Origin of the sequence: Sporosarcina sp. FSL K6-1522, from assembly GCF_038622445.1 — a bacterium.
Lineage (GTDB): Bacteria > Bacillota > Bacilli > Bacillales_A > Planococcaceae > Sporosarcina.
Map to the genome: position 1 here is coordinate 2,224,633 of NZ_CP152019.1, position 18,479 is coordinate 2,243,111.

Sequence of the window (18,479 nt, forward strand, 5' to 3'; positions counted from 1 at the left end):
TCGGTATCCTCATTTTCAGTATACATAGATTAGGAAATTCTAACGTTTCGTAGCGCGGACAAGTTGTAAAGTGTAGATTTTTCAGCTAGTACCGCCTACTGCCATTCAATAGGACTTCCCATTTGTCGACTAGTTTTCCGTAGTAACAAAACTAATTCAAAATTTTTTCTTTACATTTCATCTTGAATCTTTTATCATAAAGACAGAAAGTTTCCCTTAGGAAAGAACGCTGGAGTTTATTTTTTTGCCCATAAAGTTTCCCTTGGGCAAAAAAAATTTACGGTATAAGTTGCCTTAGGGAAACTATTGCATATAGATAAATGTATGGGGGTGTCTGGAAATGAAAAACGCAATTACTGTTTCGAATTTACATGTATCGTATTACGGAAAAGAAGTGTTACATGATATAGGATTTACAATTCCCCAGGGGAGGTCTGTTGGAATTATCGGTCCGAATGGGGCAGGGAAATCGACTTTGTTGAAAGCGATGTTGAACTTGATTCCAAAAGACTCGGGTGAAATCGGTATACTTGGTTCGACGTTGAAAGAAGTGCGTAAACGGATTGCTTACGTTCCACAACGGAGTGCGATTGACTGGGATTTTCCAATTAGGGTGAAAGAAACTGTGCTGATTGGTACGTATCCATCTGTTAGTCTACTGAAAAGACCGGGGAGGAAAGAAAAAGAATGGGCGCTGAAATGTCTGGAGAAGGTAGATATGTTGGACTATCAAGATAGACAAATTGGCGAATTATCAGGGGGGCAGCAACAAAGGGTTTTCTTAGCCCGAGCACTCGCCCAGCGAACGGATATATTTCTTCTGGATGAACCGTTTGTTGGTATTGATGTGGCAAGTGAAGAAGTGATTGTGAGGATTTTAAAAGAGCTACGGGATGAAGGGAAGACAATCATTGTTGTTCACCATGATTTGAGCAAAGCGGAAAAATATTTTGATGAGTTACTGCTGTTAAATAAGGAACTCATATCAAGTGGCGCTGTGAAAGACGTGTTTACTCCGCGAAATATTGCTAAAGCGTATGGCGGACAATTATCATTTTTAGAAGAAATGGTGATGCCGACATGATTAATTTTATAAACGCAGTTATGGAGTATGGTTTTTTACAAAAAGCTTTGCTTACATCTGTGATGGTCGGCGTGATTTGTGGCATAATTGGTTGTTTTATCATATTACGTGGAATGGCATTGATGGGAGATGCTATTTCTCATGCCGTGTTACCAGGTGTGGCGATTTCGTATATGTTAGGCATTAACTTTTTCATAGGGGCGGTAATGACAGGGCTTTTGACTGCTATCGGGATAGGTTTCATAAGTCAAAATAGCCGGGTGAAAAACGATTCTTCAATTGGAATTGTTTTTACGGCAGCTTTTGCTTTGGGAATACTCCTGATTACAGCATTGAAAAGCAGTTCCGACTTATATCATATTTTGTTTGGAAATGTATTGGCGGTAAGGCCTTCAGATATGTGGACGACACTCATTATAGGCATCATCGTCTTGATTAGTGTGTATCTGTTCTATAAAGAATTGTTAGTCAGTTCTTTTGATCCGATTATGGCAGAAGCTTATGGCTTGCCGACCAAGCTGATTCATTACTTTCTCATGACGTTGTTGACGCTTGTGACAGTGGCATCGTTACAGACGGTCGGTATTATCCTCGTTGTTGCAATGCTCATCACACCAGCTTCAACGGCATACTTACTGACAGATCGGTTATCAATCATGATTGGCTTGTCAGCATTATTTGGAGTGATTTCTGCAATAGGTGGGTTGTATTTAAGCTTCACTTATAATCTTGCATCAGGTGCAACTATCGTTCTCGTGGCGACAACGTTGTTTATCCTATCATTATTACTTTCACCGAAACAAGGGATTTTACTGCGAATGATTCGACAGAAAAAGAAAAAAGCTGTTACTGTTTAAAATAATTGGAATGAAAGGGAGAGTATTGATGAGGAAATTGATGTTACTGTTTACAGCAATGGTTATCGCGGTTTTGGTATCTGCGTGTAGCCAAGAGGGGAATTCTCCAAAAGAGCAAGATGACAAAGTGAAAATTGTTACAACGTATTCAATCGTCTATGACATGATAAAAAATGTTGGGGGAGATCATGTGGAGGTGCATAGTTTAGCGCCAATCGGATCAGATCCTCATAACTATGACCCGCTTCCTGGCGACCTTGTGTTGACAACTGATGCAGATATAATATTTTATAATGGATTGAACTTGGAAGAAGGAAATGCTTGGTTTAACGAACTGGTTGAAACGGCTGGGAAATCAGTTGGAGATGACAATGTGGTTCGTGTGAGTGAAGGGGTTGAGCCGATGCTTCTTAACTCGGATGAACATAAGAATGAAGAGGATCCACATGCTTGGCTCGACGTTCAGAATGGCATCACATATGTTAAAAATATTCGTGATGCATTGAAGGAAATCGATGCTGCGAATGCGGATGACTATGATAAAAACGCTGAAAAATATATTGCGGAGCTGGAGACTCTTCATGAAGAGATTATTGACATGATGCATGCGATTCCAGAAGACAAACGCATACTTGTCACGAGCGAAGGTGCATTCAAATATTTCTCGGCAGCTTATGACTTCCAAGCCGCTTACATTTGGGAAATCAATTCACATAGTGAAGGGACTCCAGAGCAACTGAAGAGCATTATTCGTATCATCAAAGATGGCGGCGTTCCATCTTTGTTCTTGGAATCTAGTGTTGATCCACGAAGCATGGAGATGGTATCAAGAGAAACGGGTGTACCTATCCATGGGAAAATATTTACGGACTCATTAGGAGAAGCTGGTAGCGATGGGGACACCTATATCAAGATGGTGAAGTGGAATGCTGAAATGATTGCCGATGGGTTGGGAAAATAAAAAATGAACGAGTCATGTATCATCTTCTTTTAGATGATGCATGACTCGCTTTTTTAGGAAGAGCATACTTAAAGTGTGTTCATTTGGAACGGGACACTTTGCAAAGTTCTTATTTCATATTGACAAAAATTCCATCCAAGTTCGCCTCTTTTGTCAATAAACCGGTTTCTTTCATCCAATCGGCTGTCAGTTGCCATGTTTCTTCATCCTGTTCCCCAAACGTACCAGCGGCCCTCATTTTCGGTAGAAGGATAGATAGTGACTCTCTTTCGACCTCCTCGACGAGAGGGAAGTTGGCCTCATCTTGGTGTTTCAGTAAAATGGCTAGCGCTTCTTCTGGGTCTTTGTCCATGTCGTCAAAAGCTTTACTGATTGCACGCCAAAAGGCTTCGATGTTTTGTTGTTCTTCCTTCCAAGTGTCATCACTTGTTACAACGAGCAGTTCATAGAAAGAAGGGGTGCCATAATCTGTCGGGTCAATGTAGCCTGTAGGAAACCCTTCATACTCCAGGAGTGGTACTTCGTGATTAATGTAGGCACCGATAACAGCGTCCGCTTTCTTTGATACTAAGGAGGAATTCAATTCGAAACCAACATCGACCATTTTCACTTTATTAAAATCGGCGCCATCCGCTTCCATCATCGTTTCAAGAATGGCTTCGTTTAAAGGAATGCCTGAATAGCCGACCGTTTTTCCTTCTAAATCCTTCGGTGATTCAATGCCGCTTTCCTTCAAAAAAGCAACGTGATTCAATGGTGAACGAACGAGGACGCCGACGGATTTCACGTCGATATCTTGTTCGGAACGTGCGATGATGACGTCCGGCTGATAGGTAATGCCCATTGTCACTTTTCCTGCAGCGGCAAGATTGATGGGATCAGTCGGATTGGCTGGGAATTGGATATCTAGTTCGATCCCCTCTTCTTCAAAATAGCCCTTTTCCTCCGCGACATAAAGGAAGCTATGTACAGCATTTGGATACCAATCGAGCATGATGCTGACTTTGTTCGTTTCTTCTTTATTGCACGCGCTGAGCAATAAAATAAGTGCAATACTCGTTAAGGATAATGTGATTTTCTTCAACTTTTTGACCTCCATTTTAATAAACGATTTTCCAGATAGCTAACGATGAGGAATAGGATGATTCCGACGGCAGTGAGCACGACAATCGGCGCAAAGACGGCGGCGCCATCGAACTGTGTCATCATGCGGCGACTAAAGTAACCGAGCCCTGCCTGTGCACCGAGCCATTCTCCGATGGCAGCCCCAATGACGCTCAGTGTGACGGCGACCTTTAAGCCCGAAAAGAAATGGGGGAGTGCGGCAGGGATCGAATATTTTAAGAAAATATCTTTTTTCGTAGCGCCCATCGTTAACAACAATTCATACATGTCTTTTTTGCCGGCAGACAACCCGTCAAACGTATTGACGGTAATCGGGAAAAAGGTAATGAGTACAGTGACGGCAACTTTGCTCCAGATGGTATAGCCGAACCATAAGACAAAAATCGGCGCTAGCGCAATGATTGGAACCATTTGAGAGGCAATTAAAATCGGATACAGTGCCTTGCGAACGCTAGAATTGGCGGACATCCAGACAGCGATGGCAACACCTGAACCAATGGAAATAATCAGTCCAATGATGATGGTTAGCAAGGTGATGGGTAAATGTTCTAGTAATAGTACATCCTTCAGTTCCCAAAATCGCACAGCAATTTGAGTGGGAGAAGGTAGGATGAATGCTTTATTGAACAGCCGTGCAACGAGCTCCCAGGCGACGGCAAATAAAATCATGATAACGAGAGAAGAGGCATTTTTCATATGTGAACCTCACTTCGTAGCTGATGAAGCAATTGCTCTTTCAACGCAATCATTTCAGGATGATGAATGGCTTTTCTTGTTCGCCGCTTTGCCAGTGGAATTTCGATTTCTTCAATGGCGGTGACGGGTTTATTTTTCAATAAAAAAATACGGTCAGATAGCAATAAGGCTTCTTCGACATCGTGGGTAATGAATAACACGGTCGCTTGTCGCTTTTTCCATTGGTCAATTAGCCACTCCTGCATAGAAAGTCGTGTGATTGCATCGAGTGCTGAAAATGGTTCATCTAGCAACAGGAGAGAGTTGCCGGAAAGGACAGCGCGTAAAAAAGCAACGCGCTGTTTCATACCACCTGACAGTTCACCAGGATAACGATTTTCCGTTCCGGCAAGTCCGAATTCATCCAATAGAGCTAGCACTTGTTCCCGTGCGGATGGCTTATCGATACCTGCTAGTTCGAGGGGCAAGCAGGCATTTTCCAAAACGGTGCGCCATGGCAACAGCAAATCTTGTTGGGGCATATAGCCCACTTTGGCAAGTCGTTGTCCATTTTGCTCCCCGGCAAGTGAAATAGAGCCAGTGTTGGGCTCGTCTAACCCTGTCACAAGGCGGAAAATGGTGCTTTTTCCAGATCCGCTAACACCGACAATCGATATGAACTCTCCAGGCTGAATCGTGAACGACAGCTCGTCGAGGATCATACTACCAGATGGGTAGGTGAATGAAGCCTTATCAAACGTTAGCATGCGTGATTTCAGCCCCAGGCCACATCTGCTTGTCATTCGCCATATCCCAAAACATGTATTCAAAGCGTGTCGTATTGAGGAAGATTTCTTCAAGTTTCAGCAGCTCGTTTTCCGGTTTACCTGTCGCCGCTTTGTCCATCAACTCGATACACCAACCGGCAAGTTCTCCGAATTCCTCGGAGGAATACATGCGCACCCAATCTCCGTATAATGGGTGATCCGCCGCACCTGGAATGGCGTTCAGTTCTTTCCCAATTTCCCAATAACTCCAGGCACAAGGTAGCAATGCTGCAATCACTTCAGCTACCGTCCCGTTTTGACAAACATGCAACATATAATGTGTATAGGCCAATACAATTGGCGAAGGCTTTGCCGTTTCTAATTCTTGTTCGGAAATCCCAAAGCGTGCAGCATAGCTGCGATGGAGCGCCATCTCTGTATTAAGCGTGCCGTCAAGCAGCGTTGCAAATTTGCCCATCGTTTCTAAGTCGTCTGCTTTAACAGCGCCAATCGCAAACACTTTCGCATAATCAATCAAATACAAATAGTCTTGTACCATGTAAAAACGGAATTTATCGGGGTCGAGCGTACCATCGCCAATACCTTGTACAAACGGGTGGCTATGATTCTGTCTCCAAATGGGTAGGGTCTTTTCGAGTAAGCGATCAGTGAATTTCATTGTTCCAACACTCCTTTTGATTTTGCCCAATAGACTATGCCACTAGAGGTTTTACCGTTATTTAGCCGCAAATGACTGTTGCTGAACGACATAAAAACCCACTCCTTGAAGAAGTGGGTTGTAGACAGTTAGAGTCATCCGGCCAAACAGACTGGCAGAATATCTTGTCAGCACCTCTTCCTTACGCTGGTATTAACCAGTTCAAGTTATAAGGGTCAAGGCACCTGCCTCTCTCAGCTCTGTTCGAGCACCCCTAGCGGTGAAACTTATGCAATTGGACTTGCCCTCATTATAAGCATAGTGAAAATAGAAGGTCAACCTTAACTTTGGAAATAGGAGGAAAGGAATGTCTGTTTCATTTTTGGGAGTCTTTCCTGTAAAGTAGTAGAAAAGAGCGGTGAGAGGGGAAATGACAGTGAAGTTTTTTCATACAGCGGACTGGCATTTAGGTAAGCTTGTGCAAGGTGTCTATATGACGGACGGTCAACGTTATGTATTGGAGCAATTCATAGAGGCGATTCAAGCAGAACAGCCGGATGCGGTCATTATCGCAGGGGATTTGTATGACCGAGCTGTTCCGCCAACGGAAGCAGTCGCTTTGTTGGACGAAGTGCTTGGTAAAATTGTTATGGAGTTAGGTATTCCGGTATTAGCGATTGGTGGAAACCATGATAGTCCCAGTCGTCTGCAATTTGGTAGCGGACTGATGCAACGAAACGGTTATTTCATCGCAGGGCAATTGACTAAAGACATTGAACCGATTGTGTTGAATGATGTGTTTGGTGAAGTCCACTTTCATCTTGTGCCGTTTGCCGATCCTTCTGTTGTCAAGCATTTGTATGAGGATGAAACGATTTCCAATCATCAAGAGGCGATGAGGAAAGTAACAGATGGGATTCGTGCCAATATGCAGGAAGATGTGCGCCATGTCTTTGTTGGCCATGCGTTTGTTACTTCGCACGGAGAAAGCGAAGCCAACACGAGTGATTCAGAACGTCCACTAGCGATAGGTGGTGCAGAATATGTATCTGCGCATCTCTTTGAACCGTTCCACTACACCGCGTTGGGACATTTACACCAAGCGCATCATGTGTTGAATGAAACAATCCGATACGCAGGTTCACCGATGAAATATTCTATTTCTGAACAATATCATAACAAAGGCTATTTCATCGTTGAGCTAGATGGAGAAGGACAAGTGACAGTTGAAAAACGTTCTTTGACACCGAAGTATGATATGCGGACGGTGGAAGGAATGATGGAAGAAATCTTAACGCACCCAGTGAGTGAGGATTATGTCTTTGTCAAACTGTTGGATCAGACACCGATTTTATTTCCAATGGAAAAAATTCGGTCGGTTTATCCGAATGCTATGCATGTGGAACGCAAAACGATTGTCGTGACACGTCGAGAGGAAAAGGAGCACCGCATCGAACGTGGCAAACAGGATGATGTAGCGCTGTTTAAAGCCTTTTATGAAGAGACGAAAGGTGAAGCGGCGGATGCAGAAACGGAAGCATTATTTGCACAAGTCCTTCATGAAGTATTGCATAAGGAGGGGCTGGAATCATGAGACCCATTCAACTAACGATGACGGCATTTGGTCCATATAAAGGGACAGAAACCGTCGATTTTAGAGAGCTCAAAGACAATCAGTTATTTGTTATTTCGGGCGCAACAGGTGCTGGCAAGACAACGATTTTTGATGGAATTTGTTTTGCCTTGTACGGACAAGCAAGTGGAGAAGACCGTACAGATAGTGGGGCTATGCGCAGTGACTTTGCTGACGATACAGTACCGACGACGGTTGAGTTGACGTTTGCTATTCATAATCGTACATATCGTATTCTTCGTCAGATTCCTTATATTAAAGAAGGCAATAAAACCAAAACAGCTGCCCGTTATGAATTGTATGAGGTAACGGCTGACGGAGAAGTGCCAGTTGTAGACCGGCAAATCGTTTCGGAAATTGATAAAAAAGTAACCGAATTGCTTGGCTTTACACAAGCGCAATTCAGTCAAATTGTCATGCTGCCGCAAGGAGAATTTCGGAAGTTTTTAACATCTGATACGGAGAATAAAGAAGCGATTATGCGCAAAATCTTTAAGACCGAGCCTTATCGCGCAATAGTTGAGAAACTCAAAGGGAAAAAGGATGGAGCACAAGTTGCACTCGTGAATGAACAACGGCAAAAAGATGGGCTGATTAAGCAAATTCCATCGCGATTACCACGGCGTGAAGCGGCGATTTTTGCCGTATTGGCAACAGAAAATTTTAATGATAACCAAGTGATGAGCGCGCTGGCAATCGAGCAACAGTTTTATAAAGAGAAAATCGTTGTGGATAAGGAACGATACGAGACGGCTATCCAAAAGCATGCCGCGATGCTTGAAAAGTATCATATAGCGAAAGGCGTCAATGAGCGCTTCGATGAGTTAGCAAAAAGGCAGGTCATTTATACCGAGTTGGCGAATAAAGTACCGTTTTTAGAGCAACAAGCGAAGCGACTTGGAAATGCAGAACGTGCAGCAGCGATTGAACAATTGGAACTGCAATTTGTTGAGTTAACGAGAGAAGTGGGTGCTAAAAAAGCGCATCTTGAAAAGACGGCTCATACGGTTCAGGTCATTGCACAAGAAGTGAAAGCTATCGAAGCGCAGTATAGGGCAGAAGAAAGTAAGAAGTCTGAACGTGAGCAATTGACAGAGAACTTAATCCGTTTGCAGGATGCCTTGCCTAAAGTGTCAGCGCTGGCAACTCAAAAAGAAGTGCTGACTAGATTGGAAAATGAATTGCGTACGCGACAGTCAACCTTGCAGGCAATCACTGAAAAATCCGTACTAGAAGTAGAAAAAGTAAATGTCTTCAAAAAACAGTTGGATGCATTAGAACAAAAGCTTAGCGTTTTTGATGAACAAGTTGAATTATTAGCGGCTATGACTGAAAAATGCCGAGTGGTCGATGAGTTTATTCGATTGCAAGCGCAAATGGTGCAATGTGAGAATGAGCGCAACAAACAGGAAGTTGTCTACGCAAATAGCCGCAAAGAATATGAGCAGTTAGCCGAAGATTGGTTGATGAATGAAGCCGCAACGTTAGCCGCAACACTTCATGATGGAGTGGCTTGTCCGGTCTGTGGAAGTATTGAACATCCAGAGAAAGCACATCGCGGCGAGACGGAGGTTACCAAGGAAGAGCTTGATAAAGCGAACAAGCAACTTGCACGCATTGAAAGCGATTATCGGACTGCCGCAGCGAATTTTGAAAGTGCATTCCAACAAGTGATGATGAAAAAGGAAGAACTCGAAAGAATGAATATTGATGATAACGAGGCGGAAATAGAAAGTAGTAAATGGAATGCGACGAAAAAACAGCTGGAAGAAGAAGTTGCTAGCCTGCGCTCAGCCCGACAGCAATGGAGTCAATTGAAAGAGGGGTGGATTCAACAAAGTAAAATAGCAGACGAGCTGACGGAAAATAAGGTGGTCATCGAACGGGCTGTATTTGAAGGAAGTGCCTCGTATGAAAAAGAACAAGCACTTTTTGAGCAAACACTGTATACCATTCCTGAAGATGTTCGAGAGCTACATGTGCTCGAACAACGTATTGCTACATTTACGCAACGAAAAAGGGACTTGGATCGGGCATGGGAAATGATTCAGCAACGTCGTGAAGAAGGAAGAGAGCGTTTCACGACGAGTCAATCAGCTGAAATTCATGCGAAAACGTCGTTCATTGAAATGGAGGATAAGCAGGGGGTAGCAGAGAAACGGTTTATGGAAGCGTTGCAAAAATCAGAGTTCCCGACCGAGCAAGCTTATCACGATTCCAAAATGGATGAAACGTCACGTACTTCATTGAAAGCAGAAATTGAGCATTTTAAACAACAATTTTATGCTGCACGTGAAGCCATGAAAGAACTTTCGGCATTGTTGGAAGGAAAAGAAAAAGTAGATGTCAGCGGAGTAGAGCAAGCTCTCGTTGAATTGCAGACCACATATGAAACGGCTTTAACTGCTTATAATCGCTCGCAGGAATTTGCGGAAACCACGGTAGAACTACAAGAAAAAATCAGCGAGTCTATGAAAAGTGTTGCTGCGCTTGAAACAACATTTGGCAAAGTGACGGATCTTTATGATGTGGTGAGAGGGCATAATGGCTTACGCCTATCATTTGAGCGTTATATTCAGATCGAATACTTGGAGCAAATTATTCAGTCTGCCAATGAGCGATTGAAAGAGATGTCGAGTGGACAGTTTGAATTGATACGCAGTGACCGTCAAGAAGTTCGGGGCAGGCAGAGTGGGCTAGGGCTCGATGTATACGATGCGTATACAGGGCAAACGCGTGATGTGAAGACATTGTCGGGGGGCGAGAAATTCAATGCCTCTCTTTGTTTAGCGCTTGGTATGGCAGATGTCATTCAAAGTTACCAAGGTGCTGTGTCGATTGATACGATGTTTATCGATGAAGGATTTGGTTCGCTTGATGAAGAGTCGTTGACGAAAGCAATTGATACGCTCATTGATTTGCAAAAGTCTGGGCGAATGATTGGCGTTATTTCGCATGTGGAAGAACTGAAAGCGGCATTCCCAGCTATTTTGGAAGTGAAAAAATCGAGAGATGGACATAGTCGAACGCAGTTTGTTATTAAATAGGTACTATATAATGGAACTTATGATTTTCACTATTCTCCAGCGAAGGTGCTTTACAAGTGGTCGCGGAAGGCATCCCCAAGCGCCGAGCAGTGTATAGGAAGGTTCTTTTGTTCAACCTATAGTAGTCAAGCCCGTTTACGCGTAGAAGGTAAACGGGTATTTTATCGAATAAATAGAATATTAAAATAAAGACAAAAAATGTTATGAGATTTCAAAATGCTGGATTTGAAAGGGGAATCCACAATTTTTTAGCGCTGTGAACTAAATATTATTTTCAGTAATATATTGCATTTTATAAATAAAAAGAGTATTATTATCTCACTGATATATCACACAATTTAGTATTTTACATCGAAGGGGGAACGGGAACTATGCAAAAGAAATTACCATTTTCATCATACCTTGTAATTGGCGTTATGTTATTCGCTTTATTTTTTGGAGCAGGAAACTTAATTTTCCCTGCGCAGCTTGGACAATATGCTGGAACAAACCTATGGCCAGCGATTATTGGCTTTCTCATTACGGGTGTGGGACTACCGTTTCTTGGGATTTTAGCCATTGGCTTTTCAGGAAGCCGGAATTTGCAGGATCTTGCAAGTCGTATACATCCATTGTATGCAGTGATTTTTACAGCGCTTCTCTATTTAACAATTGGACCGTTTTTCGCAGCGCCTCGTACAGGAGCTGTTGCGTTTGATATTGGAATTGCTCCTTTTATAGGTGAAGGAAATCTGCAAGTTGCGTCTATCATTTTCACGTTGATTTTCTTCGGTGTTACATTGTGGCTATCGTTGAACCCTGCGAAAATTGTTGACCGCGTTGGTAAGATTCTTTCACCGGGCATTATCATTTTACTCCTTGCTTTACTGGTCATGGTTGTTGTCAAACCGATGGGTGCGATGGAATCTCCACAGGAGGCTTATGCCAGTGGAGCCTTCATGAAAGGATTTACGGAAGGCTATAATACGATGGATGCGTTGGCGTCACTCGTGTTTGGGATTATCGTTATCAATGTTATTCAATCAATGGGGGTCACGAGTAAGCGTGGTATTTTAGCGGCAACCGCAAAAACAGGTGCAGTTGCGACCGCATTCCTTGCGATTATCTATGTTGGCATTGCTTATTTGGGTGCTACGAGTACGAGAATGTTGGGGCTTTTTGATACGGGAGGACCCGTTTTAAGCGAAGCTTCGACGTATTACTTTGGCACATTTGGACTGGTCATGTTGGCAGTCGTTATTATCCTTGCGTGTTTGACGACGAGTATTGGCTTAATGACAGCTTGTGGAGAGTATTTCCACATGTTGATGCCTAAAATTAGTTACAAAATGTTTGTTACATTTTTCACGACGTTCTGTTTTGTTGTTGCGAATTTTGGACTGGCGAATATTATTACCTATTCAATTCCAGTGTTAATGTTCCTTTACCCGTTAGCAGTCTCATTAATGTTGCTAACATTTGCGTCACCTCTGTTTCATCATTCACGTCTAGTTTATGTCTCGGCAACAGTTGTGACCTTTATGATTAGTACAATTGATGGGTTGAAAACACTTTGTGATTCACTGAAAATCGATTATTTTGGTTGGATGTCACCGATTGTTTCGTTCTATGAGCGTGCATTACCTTTCTACAGTCAAGGTCTAGGATGGCTACTGCCGGTTCTGGCAATCATGTTAGTTACAGGCATCGTGGCACGTTTACAAGGACCTATTATTGTAAAGGCAAAGGCAAAGGCATAATTGAATAATTACTTTTGGCACATCATCACGCTTCATCCTATATGAAGCATGATGATGTGCTTTTTTACGAATAATTTTTTTGATATATTATTTCTATATGGAGGAGGAAGCATAGATGGTGACATTTTTGTAGCTTTAATCATACTTTTCGCCGGCTATGCTGTATATTCGAAGGTCGTTGAAAAAGTATTTGGAGCGAATGATGAGAGGGAAACACCCGCATACACGGTAAATGATGGTATGGATTATGTGCCGATGAGCTGGTGGAAAGGTTGGGTGATCCAATTATTAAACATTGCAGGATTGGGTCCAGTTTTTGGTAGTATTTTGCGGGTGGCGTACATGACTGCTTCGCGGGAATGCTGTTTTTAAAGCATGGTGGGGCATACTTCCCGACGATTGTCGGGAAGTATTTAGGGAAGTTTGCTAAGAAATCTATCATGCTGACTTCAATGGCTTTAATGATTCTTGTTGCAGCCGCATTTACCGCTGGGCCAGCCCAGTTAATTGCCCAAATTACACCGATTAGCTTTATAGCGGCACTTATACTCGTAATTTGTTATTTTATACTAGCTAAAATTTACCTGTAAATAAGATGATTGGTAGAATTTATCCATTATTTGACGCAATCCTAATTTTCATGGCAGTTGCAATTGCTGTCGCCCTTGTTGTTGGCGAGCAGCCTATTCCGAATCTAACACTTGAGAACCTACACCCAGGTGACTTGCCGATATGGCCACTTCTTATGGTGACTGTTTCTTGTGGGGCAATATCAGGTTTTCATTCGACACAAAGCCCAATTGTTTCTCGAACGATGAAAAAAGAGTCAGATGGACGTAAAATTTTCTATGGAGGTATGATTGGGGAAGGTGTGATTGCTCTTATCTGGGCCGCGGCAGGTATGACATTTTTCGGAGGATCGGCTGGCGTTGTGAATGGAATTTCCATTTCGCTGTTAGGAACAGTTGGCAGCATCTTGGCGATTCTATCGGTCATTATCTTGCCGATTACGACGGGGGATACCGCTCTTCTCGGATGATGGTGACTGAAGCGCTTGCCAAATGGGTCAACGTGGATAACATGGTGATTGTCCTTGGTATAACATTTGCGCTTAGCATTCCGGTATTCTTCTTATCGACAATCGATTATGAGTTTTTATGGCGCTATGTTGGGGGGGACGAACCAACTTTCCGCAACGATTATGTTGTGGACGGCAGTGGCATTTTTAATGAAGGCAGGGAAGTCGCATTAAATTGCGGGAATACCAGCCTTATTTATGACAGGTGTTGTCTGCACATATATATTCTATGCACCTGAAGGGTTTAATTTGGATTACACGGAATCCCTAATCATTGGTGCAATTTTAACAGCGTGTGTAACTGCTTTCTATATACGGCAAATCATTAGCCATAGAAAAACAGCTACGAAATCGGTCTTATTGAAATCTTGAATGTAACTTGTAAAAAGCCGGTTCCCTCATCGACAGGGAACTGGCTTTGGCGTTTTTCTTCCCGTAGAGATTATCCTATACACCAGTAGTTACCTTGAAAAATATCGTGGCATCGAAGACGCTGATGCATCACTAATTGCTTGTTCATGATTTAACTTGGCTAGTACATATGTAGTTAGTTTATTATAACAGAAAGAATAGTCTGTATATATGATTTGTGAAGAGTTAACTATTTTATAATATTTACACTTGCATTATATATCTGATAATATATAATAATCAGTACATTATCTTGATATTAAGGGGGAAGCGTAAATGGTGACATTTTTTGCAGCTGTAATTTTACTTTTTGCCGGCTACGCCGTTTATTCGAAAGTCGTTGAAAAAGCGTTTGGGGTGAACGACGCGAGAGAAACACCGGCATATACGGTGAATGATGGCATGGATTATGTACCGATGAGCTGGTGGAAAGGTTGGCTGATCCAACTATTAAACATTGCAGGATTGGGCCCGGTTTTTGGTGCGGTGGCAGGGGCGCTCTATGGCCCCGTTGCATTTATATGGATTGTTTTGGGGTCCATTTTCGCAGGAGGAGTCCATGATTATTTCTCTGGAATGTTGTCGTTGAAACATGGTGGAGCCCAGTTCCCGAAGATTGTAGGGAAATACTTAGGGAAGTTTGCTGAGAAGTCCATTACACTTATTTCAATTGTTTTAATGATTCTTGTTGCAGCTGCATTTACGGCAGGACCGGCACAGCTAATTGCTCAAATTACACCGCTTAATTTCATGGGTGCACTCATTCTTGTATTTGGTTATTTTATAGTTGCTGCGATTTTACCAATTAATAAAGTTATCGGTAGAATTTATCCGATTTTCGGTGCGATTCTTATTTTCATGGCAGTTGCCATCGCTGTCGCACTTGTTTTTGGTAATCAGCCAATCCCAAACCTGACATTGGCGAATTTACACCCAGGTGATTTGCCGATATGGCCGCTTCTTATGGTAACCATTTCGTGCGGTGCGATTTCAGGATTTCACTCCACGCAAAGTCCAATTGTGTCCCGGACGATGAAAAAAGAGTCAGAAGGACGTAAAATTTTCTACGGTGCTATGATCGCGGAAGGTGTAATTGCTCTTATCTGGGCTGCGGCGGGCATGACATTCTTTGGTGGAACAGGTGGTTTACAAGCCGCATTGGCGGCTGGAGGACCCGCTGGTGTTGTCAATGAAATTTCCATTACATTGCTAGGGACAGTTGGAGGAATCTTAGCAATTTTAGCTGTAATTATTTTGCCAATTACGACAGGGGATACGGCTCTTCGTTCTTCGCGGATGATTGCGACTGAAACGATTTCTAAATGGGTCAATCCCGACAAAAAGATTATTGTTCTTGGAATTACGCTTGCGCTTGGCGTCCCCATGTTCTTCTTATCAACAATCGATTACACATTTTTATGGCGTTATGTCGGATGGACGAACCAACTTTCCGCAACGATTATGTTGTGGACAGCAGTGGCGTTTTTAATGAAGGCAGGGAAGTCGCATTATATTGCGGGAATACCAGCCTTATTTATGACAGGTGTTGTCTGCACATATATTTTCTATGCACCTGAAGGGTTTAATATGAACTACACGGTATCCTTAATCATTGGTGCAATTTTGACGGCTGGCGTTACTGCTTTTTATGTTCGACAGATTATTCGTCATAAAAAAATAGTCACAAAATCGGTATTACTAGAATCTTAAATCATTCATACGAAAAGCCGGTTCCCTCATTAGAAAGGGAACCGGCTTTTCGTTTTACTTAGCTTCTAATGAATGAAACTCCTCAATTGCTCGCAGCCAATTGTCGCGCATAATTGACGAAACATTGGAGGTGTCTCTTTTTTTAAGTAACTGAATGACTTGGTTATGCTCGGTAATCGATTGTTCAGTCAGGACAATCGAATTATGGAAGAATAATCGTCTGACATGTGCTTGGAGTGATGCGACCATCGAGAAAATATAGGAATTGTCGGCCATATCGACAATGATTTGATGGAATTCTTCATCAATCTTTAGTGCGGAAAAATAATCTTTTGTATAGACAGCTTCCGCAAATCGCTCATTCGTGCTTTCGAGCAATGCAAGTGTCTCTTCCGTAATATGGGGAATAGCAAGTTCGGCAGATAGTGCCTGCAAAGCGGCTAGTGGAGGCAGTAGTTCCGTAATGGAGTTCTTGTCCACTTCCGTGACTTGCGTTGCTTTCCCAGGATACATTTTTACAAAACCTTGTACTTCCAGCAGTTGCAAGGATTCACGGATAGGTGTCCGGCTAACGCCTAATGCTTGGGCGAGCTCTGAATCAATGAGCTTTTCACCAGGGTGTAGCGTCCCATCAATAATCCATTGTTGAAGCTGGTTGAATGCATTTTCCTTCGCAGTGACGCGAATCGGTTTCGCGTGATCTGTAGGTATCGGCATGATTCATCACCATCCTGTATAAGTCATTATTCACTTAGTATACAGGAAAATATAGCATGTGTGAAGATATGCAATATATTGTATGTGAAAATTATGATTTCTTAAAGGTTCGACCGATATGTGGGAAGTATTTATTCATGAAATAGTAAGTACCGTACCCAAGCATACTCCCAACTGTATTTAACCATAGATCATCAATATCGCTACTTCGTGCTTGCGTCAACTGTGTTGTTTCAATGAAAAGCGAGATACTAAATCCAATGAGGGCAACTTTCCACAAACGATTGCATTTGCTCCATAATAAAGGCACCATAAAGCCAATCGGCATGAAAATACAAATATTACCAAAAAAATTAATGATTAGTGGATGCCAAAAATGTAGCTCCGTCACGGCATAATAGGTATCATGAAAAACGTTAAATGGGACGAGATTGACAGTTGCAAATGAGCGATTCACTGCTGGCCCTGTATATAAAAAAGTCAAAATGGTTTGAGAAAATAAGGCGATCATGAACAATAGAAACAGGACAACACCTATTTCATGATACATACAGAGTTGCTTAGATTTCCGTATTTTATGATAGAAAACACGAATGAGGATAATGAAAGGAAGAGCCATTAACATAGAAGGCAGCATATCCTTGATATAGCCTAGAATTGCAGTCATCGTATTCACCTAATTTCAGTTATAGCGTACGTTTATATTTCAAAGAAATGTCTTGATCCGCTTCCGTTGTATCATACGCGAGTTCTTCATATTGAAAAATGAACCCTCTTGCTTCATAGAAAGGAATGCCGTAGTCGTTGCCCTTTGCGACAGCCACCCATTGTTCTTCTGCGCCATATATATGCTTTTGGATTTTGGTGAAGAAGTTGAGAAGGCGCGTGCCGACTCCTTTTCCACGCATTGTAGGATCCAAATAAAAGACATACACCTCCCCAGTCGTATCGTCCGTCATGCCACCTCCGATGGCCCCGATAATGGTACCGTTCATTTCCGCAAGGTAATAGCCATGCCACTCCTTGCTAGTAAAGACGATTTCCTGTTCAATTCGTTCCACATTGTAATATTGTTCGATGAGTTTTTGGATATATGTTTTGGAATAGAGCGCTTCATATGTAAACCACTGGCTCCTCGAAAGTACGTCTGCAATGGCTTTTGCATCGTTTTTATTTGCTTTTCGAATGAATACTTTGTCCAATTATCACAAACTCCTATTCTGTAATAATTCCTATTTCTTTGTAACAGGAAAGGTAAGCCGCTGTAATATTCCTGTAATAATAGACTGTTATCCTAAGTATAGACTAAATCGCAAGGGGTAGAGTAGTTGAGAAAAATTCTAGGGGTATTTATGATGATGTTTATATTATTGGTCACTGGAGCACATGAAAGCTCGGCTGCATCTTCAACATATACAGTAAAGAAAGGCGATTCACTATACGCCATTTCGCGTGCCTATAATGTGTCGGTTGCCAATTTGAAATCGTGGAACAATCTGAAGTCGAATATTATTCATCCGAATCAAAAATTAACTATTCAAGCGGGGCAGAAACCTGCAAGTAAGCCATCAACTCCTTCACGGGCGGATTCTGATAAGGTAGTGAGGGAATTCACCGTATCTGCTAGCGCATATACAGCGAATTGTAATGGTTGTTCAGGGATTACGAAAACAGGTATTAACTTGAAGCGTAATCCACATCTCAAAGTGATCGCTGTCGATCCGAAAGTGATCAAGCTTGGGACAAGGGTACATGTAGAAGGTTACGGCTATGCAATCGCTGGTGATATTGGCGGGGCTATCAAAGGAAATAAGATAGACGTCTTTATTCCGACAAAAAGTGAAGCCTATAAATGGGGCCGTAAAAACGTGAAAATAAAAATATTAGAATAATAGACGATACGCCAACTTTCTTTCGGGGAAGTTGGTTTTTGTTTTAGCTTCATTCAGCAAATCTTTTAGTACTGAAAGCGAAGCGGCAGCTACAGAAAACTCCTACTTTGACAGGTGGCGAGTGT

At 42.4% G+C, this 18,479-nt stretch carries 15 protein-coding genes, 1 pseudogene and 1 riboswitch; of the genes and pseudogenes, 9 read left to right on the forward strand and 7 right to left on the reverse strand.

Translation table 11 applies throughout. The features are described from left to right. Window positions 1-340 precede the first annotated feature (340 nt). From MKY34_RS10855 to MKY34_RS10865, 3 genes are read left to right on the forward strand one after another with little or no spacing between them, the layout of a single operon-like run. The gene (locus MKY34_RS10855) at window positions 341-1,084 is read left to right on the forward strand and encodes a metal ABC transporter ATP-binding protein (RefSeq protein WP_342510430.1); all 744 of its coding nucleotides are present in this window, start codon (window positions 341-343) and stop codon (window positions 1,082-1,084) included. Further along, a complete protein-coding gene (locus MKY34_RS10860; RefSeq protein WP_342515240.1) occupies window positions 1,084-1,941 on the forward strand; it encodes a metal ABC transporter permease in 858 nt (285 codons plus the stop codon). Before MKY34_RS10855 ends, MKY34_RS10860 begins: the two co-directional genes overlap by 1 nt. 28 nt (window positions 1,942-1,969) lie before the next feature. After that, complete coding sequence (locus tag MKY34_RS10865) at window positions 1,970-2,902, forward strand: metal ABC transporter substrate-binding protein (RefSeq protein ID WP_342510432.1); 933 nt, start codon at window positions 1,970-1,972, stop codon at window positions 2,900-2,902. Between the two features lie 109 nt (window positions 2,903-3,011). Here MKY34_RS10865 and MKY34_RS10870 read toward each other — a convergent pair whose 3' ends face one another. The 4 genes from MKY34_RS10870 to tenA are packed head-to-tail and all read right to left on the reverse strand — an operon-like array spanning window position 3,012 to window position 6,148. Continuing rightward, the gene (locus MKY34_RS10870) at window positions 3,012-4,001 is read right to left on the reverse strand and encodes an ABC transporter substrate-binding protein (protein WP_342510433.1); all 990 of its coding nucleotides are present in this window, start codon (window positions 3,999-4,001) and stop codon (window positions 3,012-3,014) included. Next, a complete protein-coding gene (locus tag MKY34_RS10875; RefSeq protein WP_342510434.1) occupies window positions 3,983-4,723 on the reverse strand; it encodes an ABC transporter permease in 741 nt (246 codons plus the stop codon). Before MKY34_RS10875 ends, MKY34_RS10870 begins: the two co-directional genes overlap by 19 nt. Then, window positions 4,720-5,469 carry an ABC transporter ATP-binding protein gene (locus tag MKY34_RS10880; RefSeq protein ID WP_342510436.1) on the reverse strand — a complete coding sequence of 250 codons (750 nt, stop codon included), beginning with the start codon at window positions 5,467-5,469 and terminating at the stop codon, window positions 4,720-4,722. Before MKY34_RS10880 ends, MKY34_RS10875 begins: the two co-directional genes overlap by 4 nt. Then, the gene (tenA, locus tag MKY34_RS10885; RefSeq protein WP_342510438.1) at window positions 5,456-6,148 is read right to left on the reverse strand and encodes a thiaminase II; all 693 of its coding nucleotides are present in this window, start codon (window positions 6,146-6,148) and stop codon (window positions 5,456-5,458) included. Before tenA ends, MKY34_RS10880 begins: the two co-directional genes overlap by 14 nt. Before the next feature lie 161 nt (window positions 6,149-6,309). Further along, window positions 6,310-6,413, reverse strand: a riboswitch (TPP riboswitch). Between the two features lie 150 nt (window positions 6,414-6,563). Between tenA and MKY34_RS10890 the strand changes: the two genes are divergently transcribed. The 5 genes and pseudogenes from MKY34_RS10890 (at window position 6,564) to MKY34_RS10910 (ending at window position 15,745) form a co-directional block, all read left to right on the forward strand. After that, the gene (locus tag MKY34_RS10890) at window positions 6,564-7,721 is read left to right on the forward strand and encodes an exonuclease SbcCD subunit D (RefSeq protein WP_342510440.1); all 1,158 of its coding nucleotides are present in this window, start codon (window positions 6,564-6,566) and stop codon (window positions 7,719-7,721) included. Beyond that, the gene (locus tag MKY34_RS10895) at window positions 7,718-10,807 is read left to right on the forward strand and encodes an SMC family ATPase (protein ID WP_342510441.1); all 3,090 of its coding nucleotides are present in this window, start codon (window positions 7,718-7,720) and stop codon (window positions 10,805-10,807) included. The genes MKY34_RS10890 and MKY34_RS10895 overlap by 4 nt, the downstream gene beginning before the upstream one ends. Before the next feature lie 371 nt (window positions 10,808-11,178). Beyond that, window positions 11,179-12,546 carry a branched-chain amino acid transport system II carrier protein gene (brnQ, locus tag MKY34_RS10900; protein ID WP_342510444.1) on the forward strand — a complete coding sequence of 456 codons (1,368 nt, stop codon included), beginning with the start codon at window positions 11,179-11,181 and terminating at the stop codon, window positions 12,544-12,546. Between the two features lie 48 nt (window positions 12,547-12,594). Then, window positions 12,595-13,996 (forward strand): annotated as a pseudogene (locus tag MKY34_RS10905) (carbon starvation CstA family protein). A gap of 315 nt (window positions 13,997-14,311) precedes the next feature. Continuing rightward, complete coding sequence (locus MKY34_RS10910) at window positions 14,312-15,745, forward strand: carbon starvation CstA family protein (protein ID WP_342510446.1); 1,434 nt, start codon at window positions 14,312-14,314, stop codon at window positions 15,743-15,745. Window positions 15,746-15,799: 54 nt separating this feature from the next. Here MKY34_RS10910 and MKY34_RS10915 read toward each other — a convergent pair whose 3' ends face one another. The 3 genes from MKY34_RS10915 to MKY34_RS10925 all read right to left on the reverse strand — a co-directional run bounded on the left by MKY34_RS10915 (window position 15,800) and on the right by MKY34_RS10925 (window position 17,664). Beyond that, window positions 15,800-16,462, reverse strand: coding sequence for a GntR family transcriptional regulator (locus MKY34_RS10915; RefSeq protein ID WP_342510448.1), 663 nt, complete (start codon window positions 16,460-16,462; stop codon window positions 15,800-15,802). A gap of 91 nt (window positions 16,463-16,553) precedes the next feature. Beyond that, window positions 16,554-17,129 (reverse strand): VanZ family protein, encoded by a 576-nt coding sequence (locus tag MKY34_RS10920; RefSeq protein ID WP_342510450.1) that lies wholly within the window; start codon window positions 17,127-17,129, stop codon window positions 16,554-16,556. Between the two features lie 19 nt (window positions 17,130-17,148). Continuing rightward, window positions 17,149-17,664 (reverse strand): GNAT family N-acetyltransferase, encoded by a 516-nt coding sequence (locus MKY34_RS10925; RefSeq protein ID WP_342510452.1) that lies wholly within the window; start codon window positions 17,662-17,664, stop codon window positions 17,149-17,151. A 150-nt stretch (window positions 17,665-17,814) separates the two neighbouring features. On the opposite strand from MKY34_RS10925, the gene MKY34_RS10930 reads away from it, so the two are divergent. Next, entirely contained in the window at window positions 17,815-18,354 is a 540-nt protein-coding gene (locus tag MKY34_RS10930) for a 3D domain-containing protein (protein ID WP_342515241.1), read from the forward strand. Window positions 18,355-18,479 lie beyond the last annotated feature (125 nt).